Origin of the sequence: Alteromonas gracilis, assembly GCF_043642145.1 — a bacterium.
GTDB lineage: Bacteria > Pseudomonadota > Gammaproteobacteria > Enterobacterales > Alteromonadaceae > Alteromonas > Alteromonas gracilis_B.
In genome coordinates this window covers 38,634-56,691 of sequence record NZ_JBHZRZ010000010.1, presented here as the reverse complement: position 1 = coordinate 56,691, position 18,058 = coordinate 38,634, and the positions used below count along the sequence as shown (strand labels likewise).

Annotated in this window: 13 protein-coding genes; 11 read left to right on the top strand and 2 right to left on the bottom strand. The window is 45.3% G+C overall.

Features of this window, described 5'->3' with window-relative positions; translation table 11 throughout:
* Positions 1-74 precede the first annotated feature (74 nt).
* Complete coding sequence (gene rdgC, locus ACHUFN_RS16505) at positions 75-986, bottom strand: recombination-associated protein RdgC (protein WP_394223610.1); 912 nt, start codon at positions 984-986, stop codon at positions 75-77.
* 138 nt (positions 987-1,124) lie between these two features.
* Positions 1,125-2,855, bottom strand: coding sequence for an ATP-binding protein (locus ACHUFN_RS16500; protein WP_394223608.1), 1,731 nt, complete (start codon positions 2,853-2,855; stop codon positions 1,125-1,127).
* A gap of 255 nt (positions 2,856-3,110) precedes the next feature.
* On the opposite strand from ACHUFN_RS16500, the gene phoB reads away from it, so the two are divergent.
* The 11 genes from phoB (at position 3,111) to ACHUFN_RS16445 (ending at position 18,057) form a co-directional block, all read left to right on the top strand.
* Positions 3,111-3,800 carry a phosphate regulon transcriptional regulator PhoB gene (phoB, locus tag ACHUFN_RS16495; RefSeq protein ID WP_394223606.1) on the top strand — a complete coding sequence of 230 codons (690 nt, stop codon included), beginning with the start codon at positions 3,111-3,113 and terminating at the stop codon, positions 3,798-3,800.
* Between the two features lie 93 nt (positions 3,801-3,893).
* A complete protein-coding gene (gene phoR, locus ACHUFN_RS16490; protein WP_394223604.1) occupies positions 3,894-5,195 on the top strand; it encodes a phosphate regulon sensor histidine kinase PhoR in 1,302 nt (433 codons plus the stop codon).
* Positions 5,196-5,291: 96 nt separating this feature from the next.
* Positions 5,292-6,239: a PstS family phosphate ABC transporter substrate-binding protein gene (locus tag ACHUFN_RS16485; RefSeq protein WP_394223740.1), complete on the top strand. Its 948-nt coding sequence runs from the start codon at positions 5,292-5,294 to the stop codon at positions 6,237-6,239.
* A 48-nt stretch (positions 6,240-6,287) separates the two neighbouring features.
* On the top strand, positions 6,288-7,079 hold the full coding sequence (locus ACHUFN_RS16480) for a prolyl hydroxylase family protein (protein WP_394223602.1): 792 nt from the start codon (positions 6,288-6,290) through the stop codon (positions 7,077-7,079).
* A gap of 206 nt (positions 7,080-7,285) precedes the next feature.
* A complete protein-coding gene (locus ACHUFN_RS16475) occupies positions 7,286-11,347 on the top strand; it encodes a hypothetical protein (RefSeq protein ID WP_394223600.1) in 4,062 nt (1,353 codons plus the stop codon).
* Between the two features lie 99 nt (positions 11,348-11,446).
* Positions 11,447-14,143, top strand: coding sequence for a TonB-dependent receptor domain-containing protein (locus ACHUFN_RS16470; protein ID WP_394223598.1), 2,697 nt, complete (start codon positions 11,447-11,449; stop codon positions 14,141-14,143).
* A 204-nt stretch (positions 14,144-14,347) separates the two neighbouring features.
* Entirely contained in the window at positions 14,348-15,106 is a 759-nt protein-coding gene (locus ACHUFN_RS16465; protein ID WP_394223596.1) for a DUF3450 domain-containing protein, read from the top strand.
* 13 nt (positions 15,107-15,119) lie between these two features.
* On the top strand, positions 15,120-16,484 hold the full coding sequence (locus tag ACHUFN_RS16460) for a MotA/TolQ/ExbB proton channel family protein (protein WP_394223594.1): 1,365 nt from the start codon (positions 15,120-15,122) through the stop codon (positions 16,482-16,484).
* Positions 16,485-16,486: 2 nt separating this feature from the next.
* The gene (locus tag ACHUFN_RS16455) at positions 16,487-17,005 is read left to right on the top strand and encodes a MotA/TolQ/ExbB proton channel family protein (protein WP_338853020.1); all 519 of its coding nucleotides are present in this window, start codon (positions 16,487-16,489) and stop codon (positions 17,003-17,005) included.
* Between the two features lie 32 nt (positions 17,006-17,037).
* A complete protein-coding gene (locus tag ACHUFN_RS16450) occupies positions 17,038-17,445 on the top strand; it encodes an ExbD/TolR family protein (protein WP_015066235.1) in 408 nt (135 codons plus the stop codon).
* A gap of 3 nt (positions 17,446-17,448) precedes the next feature.
* Positions 17,449-18,057 carry an energy transducer TonB gene (locus ACHUFN_RS16445; RefSeq protein WP_394223591.1) on the top strand — a complete coding sequence of 203 codons (609 nt, stop codon included), beginning with the start codon at positions 17,449-17,451 and terminating at the stop codon, positions 18,055-18,057.
* Position 18,058 lies beyond the last annotated feature (1 nt).

Sequence of the window (18,058 nt, the reverse complement as noted above, 5' to 3'; positions counted from 1 at the left end):
ATTGGGTGAACTGAGCTTTAATTAAAGTAACGGCAATAAAATTTTAAAATTGTATTCCCGCAACATCCACGGTTTTACAAGCTATTGTCGTTAAGGTTTAGTGCGCCACGAAGGAAGTTAAGCAGCGTGCAAATCTCGGCTGACATTAGCGCAAACTCTGCATCAAGGCGTGCTTCTACCTGATCTTTTGGCACGTCGTCAGTTTCTTCTTTAATGCGGTCGGTGAACTTAATACGCTTAATGGCACCGTCTTCACAGATAATAGCGGTTAGCGTTTCTGCGTATTCGAATGCAACTTTTTGAACCAGTTTACCTGCATCTAGGTGAATACTAATTTCTTCGCTGTCTAGCGGCTGGTTTTTACAGCGGATTACGCTGCCTGTGTCATCGGTTGATTTAAGTTCGGCTTCTTCAAGTAAACCTATGCTTTCTGGTGTTGATTCTGTCACCCAGTGCGTAAGTTCGCTTTGAAGGCTTCTGCGTGTAAATGGTACAACGGGCAACAGGCCAATGGCTTTTCTTACCATTGCTAAAAAGGCTTCTGCTTTTCCATCAGATGACGCATCAACCACAACTAAATTATCAGCAAGCGAAATGAAACCATGAGTGTAGGTGTTTTTCGTAAATGCCTGGGGCAGCAAGCGGGTTTGAATTTCTTGCTTTAGGTCGGCTTTAGCTTTTTTACCAACAGGAGAGCCTGTCTCCATTTCAATCTTAGCCACCATTTCATCAAGCTCGGCATTTACCACTGCACCGGGTAAGATCTTTTCTTGTTTTTTTAGCGTTATCCAAAAACGCTGTTGAACAACATGAAACATGGTGCCTTGCTTACCAGCCTGTGAAAACGGGGATGCAAACCCCATGGTTGCCAAATCTTGACTACCGCACGGGCGGAAAGCATGCTCGTTTAGGGCGCGCTCTAAATCACCTTCGTCAAGCGATAGCGGCTGAGTAATTTGATAGGCTTTTACGTTTTTAAACCACATAGTGTAAGCATTCTCTTGATAAAATTGGGGGCGCAAGCGTACCAATCTAAAACTTGCTGCGCAATTGAATAAAACGTTGTTAAATATTGAATGCGTGCTGAACGCACGCATCGATGTAAGAGTAAAAAAAAAGGTGTTCTACGAGGCCTTTTTAGGGAAGCGAATAGTGTATCGTAAACCGTTACCTACTGAACTGTCCGCTTCAATATGGCCTTGAAGTGATTGAGTGACTAGGTTGTACATAATGTGTGTACCTAACCCGCTACCACCTTCGCCGCGCTTTGTGGTAAAGAATGCATCAAACAATTTGCTCAACTCTTCTTCACAAAGACCTCGTCCATTGTCTTTATAGTGAATAATGACATTGTTTACATCTTCTTCAACATCTAGGTTAATTGTGCCTGCCGTTTGACCTTCGAAACCATGAGTTATGGAGTTCACAACCATGTTGGTGACGATTTGAGCGATAGCGCCGGGTGCACAATAAACCACTAAATTATCGGGGCAAGATACATTAATTTCGTGTTCAGCATGTTTGAAGCTAGGCTTTAAAGACTGAATAATTTCATTGATATAGTCGCCCAAGACAAATTCGCGTTCGGTTTCACTGGTTTGATCAACTGCCACTTGTTTAAAGCTGGCGATGAGATCAGAAGCGCGTTCTAAGTTATTTAATAACAACAACGCAGTTTGTTCGGCCTCATCAATGAAACTGGCCATATTTTTACTGGTTAGGCTTTTATCTTCAAAATCTGTTTTTAAGTTGTTTAGCCGCTCTTGAAGAAAGCTGGCTGCCGTCACGCTAACGCCAAGCGGTGTATTCACGTCGTGAGCAATACCAGCAACTAAACCACCCAGCGATGCCATGCGCTCTGACTCTACCAGTTGTTCTTGCGCTTGGTGAAGGGTGTCCATTGAGCTAGCAAGTTCCTGGTTACGCTTGCGTAGCTCCGCCTCTATGTACTGGCGGTTTTCGTTTTCTTGTCGAAGCTCTCGCTGGTGGGCAATAAGCTCGTCTTTCTGTTGTTCAAGGTCGAGCATAATTTGCGATAAAGAAGCGGTTTTTTTAGCCACTTCCTGTTCTAAGATAAGGTTTTGGTCGTCCAGCTTTTTATTGGCATGGGTAAGTTCGTTTTGCGCTTCTCTCAATTTGCCGTTAGATATAATGAGGTCGTCAATCACATGATTGTATGACTCTTTAAGTTGTAATAACTCATTATCATCTTCGAGCTTGATAGTGAGTTTACTCTCTTCAGGATGCTCAGGGTCGAAATTACCCATTTGTTCTGTCATGGTTTGAAGCGGTTCAGAAAGCATGGTCCGAAAAGCTGTCATAAATAAAAAAACCAAAAAGGTTGTTTTGACCACTGCATTGCCAATTAAGAAAAATACGCCGACCTCTATGCGACTAAAAATAGTGTCGAAACTTGAGTACAGGGTTACATCGCCTACGGTAGATTCTCGACCTGAGAATTTAAATACAAGGGGAAAGCTATAGCTGAATACTCCACCAGAGTGATCTTCTATTATTTCGCGATCTACCGGAGCGGGGGAGCGCTTTGCACGAATACCGTATTCGGCAATGTAGTTGCCGTTTTCTCCACGAACTTGAAGGCCCTCAACAATGGGCAAAGACATTAACCCTTCGGCAATGGCGCGAACTTGATCGTGGTTAAGTTCCCACAAAGCCCTTGTCAGGCTTGATGAAAACGTGTTTTTTAGCGTTTGAAGCTCGCCTTCAACGTGATTCTTAGTGCTGAGATATTCCGTAAAGATCTGTCCTACCGTCACGATCAAAGTGAGAGTAAAGTATACTGATAATACTCTGGCTAAGAGTTTCCTTGATAACCCTGTTTTGACCGCAGCCATCTATAAACACACCCCTGTTACATCAGACCTTAGAAACTACCAACACCTATTTGCAGTTGCAGACCTTTGCAACAAACACGAGTCGGCTATTATAGTCTCAAGAATATGCGTAATCGTATGAATAAACAAGATTATGTATTTAAACTTTGGACGAAGGCTTGTATAAAGCTTGACACATAAATGTAATCGTTTTAATAAAACTGTCACAGACCACATTAATAATAACGGCGTTTAAAAATGAGCAGGAATATAACGATGTCTCGAACAGTGTTGGTGGTTGAGGACGAAGCGCCTATCCGTGAAATGCTTAAGTTTGTACTTGAGCAGTCTGGTTTTAACATAATTGAAGCCGAAGATTTTGACATCGCACAAGAAAAAATTTGTGAACCTTACCCAGATTTAATCTTACTAGATTGGATGTTGCCGGGAGGAAGTGGTGTTCAACTAGCAAAGAGCTTAAAACAGCACGAGTTTACTCGTGACATTCCTGTCATCATGCTTACGGCGCGCGGCGAAGAAGAAGATAAAATTCGTGGTTTAGATGCTGGAGCTGATGATTACGTCACTAAACCCTTTTCGCCAAAAGAATTAGTGGCGAGAATTAAAGCCGTAATGCGAAGAGTGACGCCCACGTCGAATGAAGAGCCCATTGAATTTAATGGCTTGAAACTTGAGCCAGTATCGCACCGTGTGATGGCAAATGATGAGCCACTTGATATGGGGCCCACCGAGTTCAAACTATTGCACTTTTTTATGACGCATCCAGAGCGCGTGTACAGTCGAGAGCTTTTACTAGATAACGTATGGGGAACCAACGTATACGTAGAAGACAGGACCGTTGATGTACATATTCGACGTCTGCGTAAAGCTATCTCTCGTCACGGACATGATGCTATGATCCAAACTGTACGCGGTGCAGGCTACCGTTTTTCAACTAAGCTTTAATGCACCAGTCGCAGGTCGTGTGGGGATAGCGAAGTATTCGCCCTACACGTCTTGTGAGTTGCTCTTTTCACTATAACTACGCGAGTTTTTTTCATGTATTACCCTTTCTCTTGGTGGAGAAGTTCATTGCGCCTTGTGTTATTCCTTGTGGCGTTTGCACTTGTTGGGTGGTATTTGGAAGACATGCTTCTTGCTGTTGCAATTGGTGCAGCGCTTCTTTTGATATTCAATTACTGGCACCTATATAAATTGAATCGTTGGCTATGGCATAGCCGTAAAATGTCACCACCTACCGTGCGCGGAATTTGGGAGCATATATACGAAGGGATTTATTACCTTCAGCGACGTAACCGCAACAAAAGAAAAGAGCTTGGTGAACTCGTTAAGCGCTTTAGAGAAGGCTCTGAAGCGCTGCCGGATGCGGCAGTCGTTGTTGACGCTAAAGCGTGTATTATTTGGTGTAACCGCCTAGCAAGATTAGACTTGGGGCTAAAATGGCCTCAGGACTCTGGTCGTCGTGTAGACAATTTGCTGCGTCATCCTGAATTTATTCAATACTTCCATGCGGGCAATTATAAATACCCCATTGAAGTTCCATCGCCCACTAATCCGAACAAAACGTTCGAATATAGAATAATGCCTTATGGTGACGAGCACCTACTACTTGTTGCTCGCGACATCACCCGCGTTTCTCAATTAGAGGAAATGCGAAAGGACTTCGTAGCCAACGTATCTCACGAGCTTCGCACACCATTAACCGTTATAAATGGATACCTTGAAATTCTGCCGGTTGACGAAAGTTCAGACCCGTTTTTGCAAAAAGCGATGAAAGAAATGACGTCGCAAACGCATCGCATGCAAAACCTAATAGAAGACTTATTGGTGCTTTCGCGAATTGAAGCAAGCTCAGAGCGAATTTATGAAAATGTCGTGAATATTCCTGTCGTTCTCGCTCAAATAGAGAGAGAAGCGCAGGCTCTCAACAAAGAGAAGCATCACTCCATTAAGTTTCATATTGATGAGGAGCTGTTTGTTTTCGGGGTAGAAACAGAACTTCGAAGCGCGTGCTCAAATTTGGTATTCAACGCTGTTCATTACACACCTGCAGGTGGTGAGCTTAATGTTTACTGGCATCGCAACGCCGCAGGCGCGCAGTTTTCGGTGGTTGATAACGGTGATGGCATTGAACAAAATCACCTTAATCGACTTACTGAACGATTCTATCGCGTCGATAAAGCGCGTTCTCGTAAAACGGGGGGATCGGGTTTGGGCTTGTCCATTGTAAAGCACGTGCTTAGTCATCATAATTCTCGTTTAGATATATCCAGTACGATAGGTGAGGGAAGCAACTTTTCTTTTATACTGGACAAAGAGTTGATTGCAGAGCAGTTGTAACACTAGGCGTGAGGATTTTAAGTGGGTAATAGCCGAAATAAGGTGAACGGATGTCATGGCAGGCTTTCAAGCGTACTGCTTTTGATAGGCTTGTTTATGTCATTTTCAGCGCTGGCCGCCCCAACTGCGGCAATGCAAGGGCAAACTTCTGCTAGCGCTTATGAAGTGCCAGTGTACGAGCGAAAGCCAGGTGTCGCTGGCAAAATCTCCTCAGTAGGTTCTGACACACTGGCCAACTTAATGACATTTTGGTCTCAAGAATTCAAATCCCTTTATCCTCAGGTTGGCTTTCAAATACAAGCCTCTGGATCGTCAACTGCGCCACCTGCGCTTATTGAAGGTACTGCAACGATTGGCCCCATGAGCCGAGAGCTGAAACCCAGTGAAATAAGAGATTTTACACGAGCTCACGGTTACCCCCCGACAGTATTAAAAGTTGCAATGGATGCAATCGCCATATTTGTTGATAGACGCAACCCACTTCCAGGCATGACGCTTGAGCAAGTAGACGGCGTTTTTTCTGAGACGCAGTTTTGCGGCAGTGACGAAGAAATTACGATGTGGTCGCAACTAGGTGTGTTTGATGAAGGTTATCGGTCTCCTATTCGTTTATACGGCCGAAATTCTGTATCGGGTACCTATGGCCTATTTAAAGTAATGGCCTTATGCGACGGCGATTTTAAAAATACGGTAAACGAACAGCCAGGCTCTGCATCGGTAGTGTTGTCAGTAGCCAGTGGTACAGGAGCAATAGGCTATGCAGCGTACGGCTATAAAACCGCAGGCGTTCGCGCGCTTCCTCTAGGTGAGACGCTAGACAATTTAATTCCCTTGTCGATAGATACGGTTCGTAACGAGACTTACCCGTTCGCTCGTTTTCTTTATTTGGTGATAAACAAGAAACCAGGCGAATCGTTACCTACATTGGAAAGAGAGTTTTTGCGTTACGTTTTGTCCCAAGAAGGCCAGCAACAAGTGTTAAGGGATGGATATTTTCCTATTCGTGAAGACGTTTTAGTTCGTCAACGTCGACTGCTAGAGTAAGAAAACGGTTTTACATTCAGGTTAAAAATAGGGGGGAGCGTGACTTATATGCCACCAGCTTGGAAGCAGTGGGTTGTAAAGTGTCTACTATCGGGCACCGACGCCTCCATCATCGCTAATACATTATCTGATAATGGGTTCACTGCAAGTAGTATTAGAAAAGTGCTAGGCAATAATTTATCTCCAAATTATACCTTTTCTGTGCCTTCAAATTTTTACAAGCAATTGGCCGATAGTGTAATAAACCATAACGAGAGCGCTGTGCCTCTCGCAGAGCCCTCTAAAATTCAGCTTTTCACAATCGACAACTTTTTATCAGCGCAAGAATGTGATGACGTTGTTGCACTTACTAAGGATAAGCTTCGCCCTTCTAAGCTGGCAGGCGCAAAAAGCGCCGATGAAATAAGAACCTCAACTACGTGTGAGCTGGCTTTTCTTAACAATAACTTAGTTAAAACCATCGACAGCCGCATTGTTTCAACCCTAAGCTTAGGTGTTGGGGAGAAAGAGGTAATTCAGGCGCAACATTATAATGTGGGAGAGTACTACAAACCGCATTATGATTTTTTCCCGCCGGGTAGCCCGCAATACAAAGAGCATTGTCAAACACGCGGTCAGCGAACATGGACCTGTATGATTTACTTGAACGATGAGTGCGAAGGCGGTCATACACGGTTTACTAAACTTGATATTGCCATCAGCCCCCAAAAGGGAAAGGCGCTATTTTGGAATAACTTACTGCCATCAGGTGAGCCCAACTTAAACAGTATTCACTTTGCTGAGCCTGTCATGAATGGTCATAAAACTGTCATAACCAAATGGTTTAGAACGAAAAACTAAGCTCATTTATGTTAGTTTTCTGTTTTAAATTTAATCGATGTTGTTGCATCTAGTTGAAAAGTAAAAGCTTAATTTTATATTTAGCCTAAAGCTAAAAAAGTTCAAATAAATTCCATAAGTTTTTTATTCTGTAACAAAAATGTCACCGATCTCCTTTACTCTCTAGCAAACCTTAGAAACCGTATTACTAAAATCTGGAGAATTTAATGGAAATTCGTAACATATTTAAGGTAAGTGCTATTACAACTGCGCTTGTCCTTGCAGGCTGTGGCGGTGACATCAATATTAATGAAGGTGATGAAGTAGTAACAACTCCAACTACACCCACTACTCCAACTACACCTACAACACCAACTACACCTGATGTAGATACGCCTTTCTCTCTTGGCTTTGCTACAGACGTATCAAGCGAATTCTCGGCAACGATTACAGATAAGCCTATATACCGTTTGGATGCTGACTTAACTATCACGCAAGACATGACCCTAACCAATAACGCACATTGGATCATTAAAGGGCGTACTGCGGTTGGTAACGACAATGCAGATGCAGCGGTACTGACTATTCAAGAAGGTACAACGGTAATTGGTGAAGACGGAAACGATTTCTTAGTTGTGCGTCGTGGTTCACAAATCGAAGCGTCTGGCACGTCTTCAGCACCTATCGTGATGACGTCAGTACAAGACGTTACGGGTGAAGAAACAGATATCGGTCAGTGGGGCGGTGTTGTTCTACTAGGTAACGCGCCAACTAACCTATGTAATACAGGTGATGACGCAGACACGTCTGATGAAGAGCTAGCAAACTGTGGTGTTGCGGCAGAAGGTGACGCGGGTCTTTACGGTGGTAACAACCCAGAAGATAACTCAGGTACACTTGAATACGTTGTGGTTAAGCACGCAGGTAAAGCACTAGCGTCTGGTGATGAGCTTAACGGTATTTCTTTTGCAGGAATCGGTTCAGGTACTACAGTAAACCACATTCAGGTTCACCAAAACCTAGATGACGGTATCGAATTCTTTGGTGGTACAGTTAGCGTTAGCAACGTAGTACTTACTGACATTGGTGACGATTCACTAGACTGGTCTTTCGGCTGGACAGGTAGCGCAACCAACGTATACATCCAGCAGTCTTCTGACGGCGGCGACAACGCAATTGAAGCTGACAACAACGAAGACAATCCAGCATGGTTGCCACTTACTAAGCCAACTATTTCAAACGTAACAATTGTTAGCGCTGATGGCACAAACGGTGTGCGTCTACGTAACGGTACAGCAGGTGTTCTTTCAAACGTACTTGTAACGGGGTCTGCACTAGCGACTAACTGTCTGCGCGTAAATGGTGAAGAGTCTATTGCCAATGCAGAGTCTGGTGAGTTGGCTATTACTGACTCTATCGTTGCATGTGAAACGCCATCGAATAACTTCGGTTCTGACACCATCAACGGCGGCACAACGCAAGCATGGTTTGAAGGCCAAAACGGAAACAGTGTACTAACGCCTTCTTCATTGCTTCTTGAAGATAACGGTTACTTCCCAACTGCGGCTTCACCTTTGGCGCTTGGCGGTGGTGCCTACATCGGCGCGTTCAACCCTAACGGCAGCGACTGGACAGTAGGTTGGACTGTTGGTGTAAACGGCGGTTTCCCAAGCGATGTACAAAACGCTTTCCAACAAGGTCTAGCTACTGATGTATCTGCTGATTTTGCAGACCTAGACAAGCCGGTATACGAAGTGGCGGCTGACACAACGTTCACAGCAGACGTTACGTTCACAAACGATGCGTACTGGTTAATTAAAGGTCGTACTGCGGTTGGTAACGACAACGCTGACAGCGCAACACTATTTATTGAGCAAGGCACTACCGTATTCGGTGAGCAAGGTGATGACTTCCTAGTTGTACGTCGTGGCTCAATGATTGAAGCAAACGGTACAGCAAGCGCGCCAATTACCTTTACTTCAGTACAAGATTTAACAGGTGAAGAAACGGATATCGGCCAGTGGGGTGGTATCGTGCTTCTAGGTAATGCACCAAGCAACCTGTGTAACACAGGTGACGACGGTGATACTTCTGACGCTGAACTAGCGGCATGTGGTGTTGCAGCGGAAGGTGATGCAGGTCTTTACGGCGGTAACAACCCAGAAGACAGCACTGGTTCACTTCGCTACGTTGTTGTTAAGCATGCGGGTCGTGCACTAGCAGCAGGTGATGAACTTAACGGTATTTCATTTGCGGGTATCGGCTCAGGTACAAAAGTAGAGTACATCCAAGTTCACCAAAACCTAGACGATGGTATCGAGTTCTTCGGTGGTACAGTTAGCGTTAGAAACGTTGTACTTACTGACATTGGTGATGATTCACTAGATTGGTCATTCGGTTGGACTGGTAACGCACAAAACGTTTACATCCAGCAATCAGCTGCGGGTGGCGACAATGCTATCGAAGCAGACAACAACGAAGACAACCCAGCTTGGACTCCACTGACTAAGCCTACTATTTCTAACGTAACTATCGTTGGCGCAACAGGTACTAACGGTGTTCGTCTACGTAACGGTACAGCGGGTAACATCCGTAACCTTGTGGTTACTGGTGGTGAGAACTACTCAAACTGCCTACGCGTAAACGGTGACGAGTCAGTTGCTAACGCAGTATCTGGAGAGCTTTCAGTAGAGCACTCAGTAGTAGCATGTGAAACTGATTCAAACTTCGGTTCTGATGCAATTGGCAGCGGTACTACTCAGTCATGGTTTGAAGGTCAAGACGGCAACAGCGTGGTAGCAGCAAATGCGCTTATGCTTGCAACAGATGGCTTCACACCTCGCTCAGGTTCTCCGCTTCTAGGTAACGGTGTTGACGTATCTGAAGAGAACGAATTCTTCGCAGCAACTGACTACATTGGTGCGTTTGACGGCGACAACAACTGGATGGAAGGTTGGACTGTAGCAGTTAACGATTCAATTCCAGCTGAAGTTACCAATGCGTTTGAGCAAAGTCTTGCTACTGACGTATCGGGAAGCTTCCCTACCATCACTGATAAGCCGGTATATCAGCTAGCGGCTGACACCGTGTTTACATCTGACGTATCACTTACTAACGATGCTCACTGGTTAATCAAAGGTCGTACTGCAGTAGGTAACGACAATGCAGACAGCGCAACCTTATATGTTCAGCGCGGTACAACAGTATTCGGTGAAGACGGTAACGACTTCCTAGTTGTTCGTCGTGGCTCGAAAATCGAAGCGAACGGTTCTGCAACACTACCTATCACATTCACGTCTTCTGAAGATATGACAGGTGGCGAGACTGACATCGGTCAGTGGGGTGGTATGGTAATTCTTGGTAATGCACCAACTAACCTTTGTAATACGGGTGATGACGGCGACACGTCTGATGAAGAGCTAGCCAGCTGTGGTGTTGCTGCAGAAGGTGACGCGGGTCTTTACGGCGGCGCGGACGAAGACGACAGCTCTGGTACGCTTCGCTACGTAATTGTTAAGCACGCTGGTAAAGCACTAGCAGCGGGTGATGAACTAAACGGTATCTCGTTCGCAGGTGTTGGTCGTGGTACTGAAGTTGACTTCATCCAAGTTCACGAAAACCTAGACGATGGTGTTGAGTTCTTCGGCGGAACAGTAAATGTAAGCCACGTTGTTCTAACCGCTATCGGTGATGACTCACTAGACTGGTCTTTCGGTTGGACAGGTAAAGCGCAGTACGTTGTCATTAACCAAAGCGAAGCTGGCGGTGACAACGCGTTTGAAGCTGACAACAACGAAGACAACCCTTCTTGGACACCACTAACTACACCAACAGTGTCAAACGTAACAATCGTTGGCGCAACAGGTACTAACGGTGTACGTCTACGTAACGGTACAGCTGGTACTATCAAGAACCTAGTTGTGACAGGTGGCGCTAACTACAGTAACTGCCTACGTGTGAATGGCGACGAATCAATTGCCAATGCAGAAGCAGGTACGCTAACAGTTACGCATTCTACTGTGGCTTGTGAATCAACCAGCGCGTTCGGTTCAGACACCATTGGTGGCGACACAACACAAGCATGGTTTGAAGGCCAAGAAGGCAATAACATTCTTGCTAACACAGCTGCACTTGGTTTAACAGGCTATGTACCAAGCAGCGATTCAGTACTATTAGGCTCGGGTTTCGATGCATCTACGCTTGATGCATTCTTCGACAGCACTGACTATCAAGGTGCATTCGATGGCGAGTCTGATTGGACACTTGGTTGGGTAACGGTTGGTCTATAAGACATTCAACCATTGCAATAAATGCAGAAGCTAAGGCGTATTTACGCCTTAGCTTTTGTGTAAGCAGCTACCTGATTACAGTTCCTTAGGAGTTTCATAATGAAAAATAATCACATGTCAGCGTTTAAAGTCGGTGGACTTTCGTTGGCTATCGCGTCAATTCTTGGGGCAAGCGCGTTACCGCTTTCTGCTTTTGCACAGCAATCAGATGACGAAGTAATCGAAGAAGTTGTTGCTACAGGAACGCGTTTAAAAGGTACTGCAACAGCGGTACTACAAGAGCGTCAAAATCAGGCCTTCGTTGCTGATATCTTGGGCGCAGAACAAATTTCGAGAACGGGTGACGGTGATGCCGCTGCGGCACTACGACGTGTTACCGGTTTGACCCTTGTAGATGGCAAGTTCATCTACGTTCGTGGCTTGGGTGAGCGTTATTCAAGTACTCAGCTTAACGGAATGACGGTACCGAGCCCAGATCCTACTCGCTCGGTTGTTCCTCTTGATTTATTCCCGGCGACTATCATTGAAAGTTTGAATGTACAAAAGTCGTACTCACCAAATATGCCTGGCCATTTTGGTGGCGGTAACGTAAACATTCGCACCAAGTCGATTCCTACCGAGTTTGTATTTAATGTAAATCTTGGCGCTGGCTGGAACACCCAAAACAGCGATGAAGGCGTGTTTTATTCAGGTGGTAGTGATGATTGGACTGGCCGTGATGATGGCACCCGTGCGCTACCTAACATAATCAGCGCTGGCCTAGCGGCAAACGGTTCTGCTGGCTTTGAAGGCGACCGTTCAAGAACACTGGCTGAAACTCAAGACATTCTTAGTTCATTTAACTGGGATATTGGCCCCGATGCGAAGTCAGTCGATCCAAACTTTAGCATTGGTTCTACCATTGGTAACAACTACGTTTTCGATAACGACTCAGTGCTAGGCTTTTTAGCGACCGTGTCTTACAGCAATCAGTGGACCGTTGCAGAAGAGCTACTTGGTAACGACATTGGTGGCGGTCAAGATAATCCGCGTTTCACCAAGTTCCGCGACATGGTATCTACCGAGCAGAACGTGCGCTGGAGCGGTATGTTTAATGTCGGTTACGAGTACAACAGCAACCATAAAATTGAACTTGTAAACATGATGCTTCACGACATGCGTGACCGTGTACGTGATGGCTTCTACTTTGACGAAAGTGAATCAGATCCTGGTGTGGAAGAGTTCCGCCGCATGGACATCATTTTCGAAGAGCGTGAGATGGTGTCATCTCAGCTTAAAGGTACGCACAACTTCTTGAACTTGTTGGACGGTGTATTCTTCGACTGGTACGTAGGCACAAGCCGCGCTTCTCGTGAAGCTCCGGATATCATGGAAGTAACGTTCCAGCAGTTCTTTGACGAAAATGGCAACCTTGAACTTGAGCGTTTGGATGACACACCTGGAACTAACTTAAATCGTCAGTTCCAAGTACTTTACGATGACTCGTTCACTTACGGTTTCAACGTATCTACTGCTTTCTTTGGCGACGGTTACGATATCGAAGTTAAAGCGGGTATGGATTACTATGACAAGACTCGTGATGGTAACAACATCGATTTAGCGATTCGTCATTTCGGCATATCTGCTGACTTTAAAGAAGGTAATCGCTTAAGCGATATTTTCTCTCAAGAAAATATTTATAACGATGACTTCTATACCAGCTCAAATGGTCGTTCTGTATTTCAAGACAATACCGGTGAAGGTGATAAATACTCTGCGGCGACTAAGCTTACTGCGGGTTATTTAATGACGGACGCGTTTTTCAACCAGAAATTCCGCGTAAGCGGTGGTTTCCGCGTTGAAGACTTCCAGCAAGTGTCTATTCCGTTTATTGAGCACACTGATCAATTTGCCGATGAAACAGATGCCATTATTGACAGTATCTACAGCGAAACTGATGTATTGCCGTCAATTGCATTTACTTACATTCCAAGTGAAGAAATGCAGTATCGCTTTAACATCAGCCAAACGTTAATTCGTCCTGATTTACGTGATATCAGCTCAACGTTCTTTATCGACCCGCTAACTGAGTTCTTAGTACGTGGTTCTCCTTCGTTGGTTGAAACTGAACTGACCAATATCGACTTCCGTTGGGAGTGGTATATGTCACAGGGCAACAACTTGTCGGTAGCACTATTCTACAAAGACATGGAAAACCCTATCGAGATGGTTCAGTTTGATGGTGGTGAAGGTGTACCGCAGCTACTAACTGCAAACGGTGAAGAAGGTGAGTTGTACGGTATTGAATTTGAATTCCTACACGACCTTGCGTTTATTGGCGATGACTTCAGCAACTTCTTTGTGTCGGGTAACATGACATTGTCAGACTCTGAAGTAACTATCGGTGCAGACGATCAAGACTCGTTGTTCCAGCAGCAAGCGCGTGAGGCGTACGGCGGTATTATCACGGCAACCATCACCAACAACCAGCGTCGTTTGGTTGGTCACTCTGAGTGGGTTGCTAACCTACAGCTAGGTTGGGATTCAGATAACGGTGAGCATTCAGCGTCAGTGGTATATAACTCGTTTGGTGAGCGTATTATCGCGCCAGGTGTACGTGGTTTCGAAGACGGTATCGAAAAGCCATTCCATTCACTTGATGCGGTTTATACCTATTATCCAGATTTCAATACGACCATTAAGTTCCGTATTCAAAACATTTTGGATGATGAAAAAGAAATTGAACAGGAAGGCCTAACGCTTCGCCGTTTAACGGTAGGTACAGGCTTCAACGCTTCAATTACTTATAACTTCTAAAAAATGCCTATTAAGCTGCAACCTCACTTTAGGTTGCAGCTGTACTTCAAAGCCCAATTTTTCTACTGGGCTTTCCCATTTGTGACATTTGTCTTCGATTTATGACAGTTCCGTAATAAAACTGTCACAGAAAACTCCTATCCTACGCGCAGAAATTTATAGTCGGACAAATCCGATTTCTTTTAACTTTAAAGGTTTGAATGTATGAAGCTTATCAATGCCTTGCTTGTGGCAGGTGCGCTAGCAGCGACACCCGTACTTGCACAAGACGATGAAGTCTTAAAACCCGTTGTCGATGAGGCAGCGAAAATAAACGAGTCAGCGGCGAAATCGCAAGAGAAGATCAACGGTATTACCGATCAAATCGACAGCAAACTTCAACAGTTCAAAACATTGATGAAAGAAATCGAAGGTCTTGAGGTTTATAACACTCAGCTGCGTAAGCAAATCAATAACCAAGAACAAGAAATGGCAGACTTAAACGCTGCTATCGACGAAGTTTCTGTTGTTGAGCGTCAAATCACGCCACTAATGATGCGCATGATTGACGGCCTAGAGCAGTTCGTAGCACTAGACGTTCCTTTCCTTCCAGAAGAGCGCGCCAACCGCGTTGCTGACCTTCGTGCAATGATGGACCGCGCCGACGTTGCTGCGTCTGAAAAATTCCGTCGTGTAATGGAAGCGTACCAAGTTGAGATGGACTACGGCCGAACTATGGAAGCGTATAGCGGTATTCATTCAATTGACGGTCAAGAGCGTGACGTTGAATTCCTACGCCTTGGTCGTACAGCGCTAATTTATCAAACACGTGATGCAAGCATGCAGGGTGTTTGGAACAAGCAAACCCGTCAGTGGGAAGAGCTTGATAGCAGCTACCGTACACAAATTACAAAAGGTCTGCGCATGGCGAAGAAGCAACTTGCACCAGACTTGCTAATGCTGCCAGTGGCAATTACAGACTAAGAGGTTGATGAGAATGTTTAACACAGTAAAACGTATCGCTGTTGGTCTAGCAGCCCTTAGCATCAGCGTTGGTGCTTTCGCACAGAGCGACCGTGCCATGGACTTAGACGCACTTCTTAAGCAACTAGAAGAAGGTCAGTTCGCACAGTCACAGCAAAACAAACAGCGTGAGCGTGATTTCCAAGCGCAACGTGCAGAGCAAGATCGCATTCTTCGCGAAACACGTGAAAAGCGTGACCAAATGCTTGCGCAATCAGAGCAGCTAGAAACTCAATTTGAAGAAAACGAATTTAAACTAGCTGACTTAAATGGTGCACTAGACACGCGTCTTGGTTCACTTAAAGAGCTATTCGGTGTGCTTCAGCAAATCGCTGGCGACACTAAAAATAAATTCTATAACTCTGTCATCTCTGCACAAATCCCAGGCCGTGCTTCGTTCTTAGACGAAATGGCACAAGACATGGGTTCAAGCTCTAAGCTAGCATCAATTGAAGAAATTGAGCGTGTTTGGTTTGAAATGCAGCGTGAAATGACTGAAGCCGGCAAGGTGACCACTTTTACAACCGACGTTGTTGAAGCAGGTGGTGAGAAAGTTAATAAGACTGTTGTACGTGTTGGTCCATTTGCGCTAGTAGCAGACGGCAAATACCTAGATTACAACGGCGTAACTGGCACAGTATCTGAACTAGTGCGTCAGCCAGCTGACCGTTACATGGACTCAGCTGCAGAGCTTCAAGCATCAAATGGCGAACTAGTACAGTTCGGTATCGACCCAACAGGTGGTTCAATTCTAGGTCTTCTTGTTCAAGCGCCAAACCTTCAAGAGCGTGTAGAGCAGGGCGGTGTAGTTGGTTATATCATTCTTATTGTTGGTGCTTTCGGTCTTCTATTAGCTATCGAGCGTTTAGTCACACTGTCGCTAACACGTATGAAAGTGAACAAGCAGCTTAAGAGCAAAGAAGTTAACACAAACAACCCACTTGGCCGTGTACTTAAAGTACGTGACGAGCACCCAGATGCAGACGTTGAAGCGCTTGAGCTTCACCTAACTGAAGCTATCTTGGGCGAAGTTCCTAAGCTAGGTCGTAACCTAACTATCATCAAGATTATCTCAGTAGTAGCACCACTTATGGGTCTACTAGGTACGGTAACCGGTATGATTAACACCTTCCAAGCAATTACCTTGTTCGGTACAGGTGACCCGAAACTAATGGCGGGTGGTATTTCAACCGCACTTGTAACAACAGTACTAGGTCTTGTTGTAGCGATTCCAATGACACTGCTTTATGCAATGCTTAACACACGTTCTAAGAACATTGTGTACATCCTACAAGAACAGGCGTCTGGCGTAATTGCAGAGCGCGCTGAGCGAGGCTAATCATGATCGAGTTTCTAGAAGCAATTCGCGATTTCACAGAAACAGGTGGCCAGGTTCTCCTGGTCATCGGTCTGCTGATATTCGTTATGTGGCTTTTGATCCTCGAGCGTGCGATGTATCTGATGGTTTGGCACAAGCAAGCCAAGAAAGAAGCGATAGCAATGTGGACTGCACGTAGCGATCGCTCTTCTTGGTTCGCGGAACAAGTTCGTCAGAAAACAATTTCACAGTTAACCATGCGCCTTAACGGCAGCATTCCAATTATTCAGTCACTGGTAGCGCTTTGTCCGCTTCTGGGCTTGATGGGAACGGTTACCGGTATGATTGAAGTGTTCGATGTAATGGCAATTGCGGGTTCAGGTAATGCTCGTTCAATGGCGTCAGGTGTATCGAAAGCCACTATCCCGACAATGGCGGGCATGGTTGGCGCACTTTCAGGCGTATTCGCCGCTACCTGGTTAACTCGTATGGTGAAATCAGAACGCACGCATCTTGAGGATGCATTGATTATTCAACGTTAATGCTAGCTAAGCGTTAAGGTAAGGTATTTATTATGAAGCAGCACTTTCAAAACTTAGTCGATGAGGAAGAAGCAAACATCGACATGACGCCCATGCTGGACGTTGTATTTATCATGTTGATCTTCTTCATTGTGACTGCGTCATTTGTGAAAGAAGCCGGTATTGATGTTAACCGTCCAGAAGCAGCGACTGCTGTGAAAAAGGATCGCGCGAACATTCTTATCGCTATTTCAGATAAAGGCGAAATTTGGATTAACAAGCGCCGCATTGACGTTCGCGCTGTGCAAGCGAACATTGAGCGACTACACGCTGAAAACCCGCAGGGAACTGTTGTTATTCAGGCTGACAAAAAGGCCACAACAGAAACCTTGATTAAGGTAATGGACGCGTCGCGAGCCGCTGGCGTATACGATGTTTCGATTGCAGCCCAAGAGCCATAAATCATGCCACGATATTTAATCGCATTTGCATTATCCCTTGCGATCACGTTAGGCCTGTTCTTCTTGATGCAATCGCTTATCAAGATGGGTGGCAGCGCACTAACTGAGCCGCCAAAGGGAAGCGTGCTTGACTTCGTAAGGGTTAAGCAGGATGAACAGGTCGAGAAAAAAGATCGTAAGCCGAAGAAGCCGCCTAAGCCTGAAGAGCCGCCACCGCAAATGGAGCAGCCTCAAATGGACTCACCTTCTCCAGATGCAGACGGAACGACGATGGACTTTGGTGCTGAAGTAGGTGATGACATTTCGTTAGAAGGCGGTTTAGCGCTAGAATCTGGCGACGGTGAATACCTTCCAATTGTTAAAGTCGCGCCGGTATATCCACGTCGTGCGCTACAGCGTGGTATTGAAGGTTTTGTTATTGTTGAATTCACGGTAACCAAACAAGGCGCTGTGCGTAACCCAATTGTGGTAGAAGCTAACCCTCAGGGTATTTTTGAACAAGCGGCAATAGACGCTGCAATGAAGTTTAAATACAAGCCGCGAGTGGTAAATGGCGAGCCTACCGAGGTATCTGGCGTGCAAAACCGTATTACGTTCCAAATTGATGGGTAAC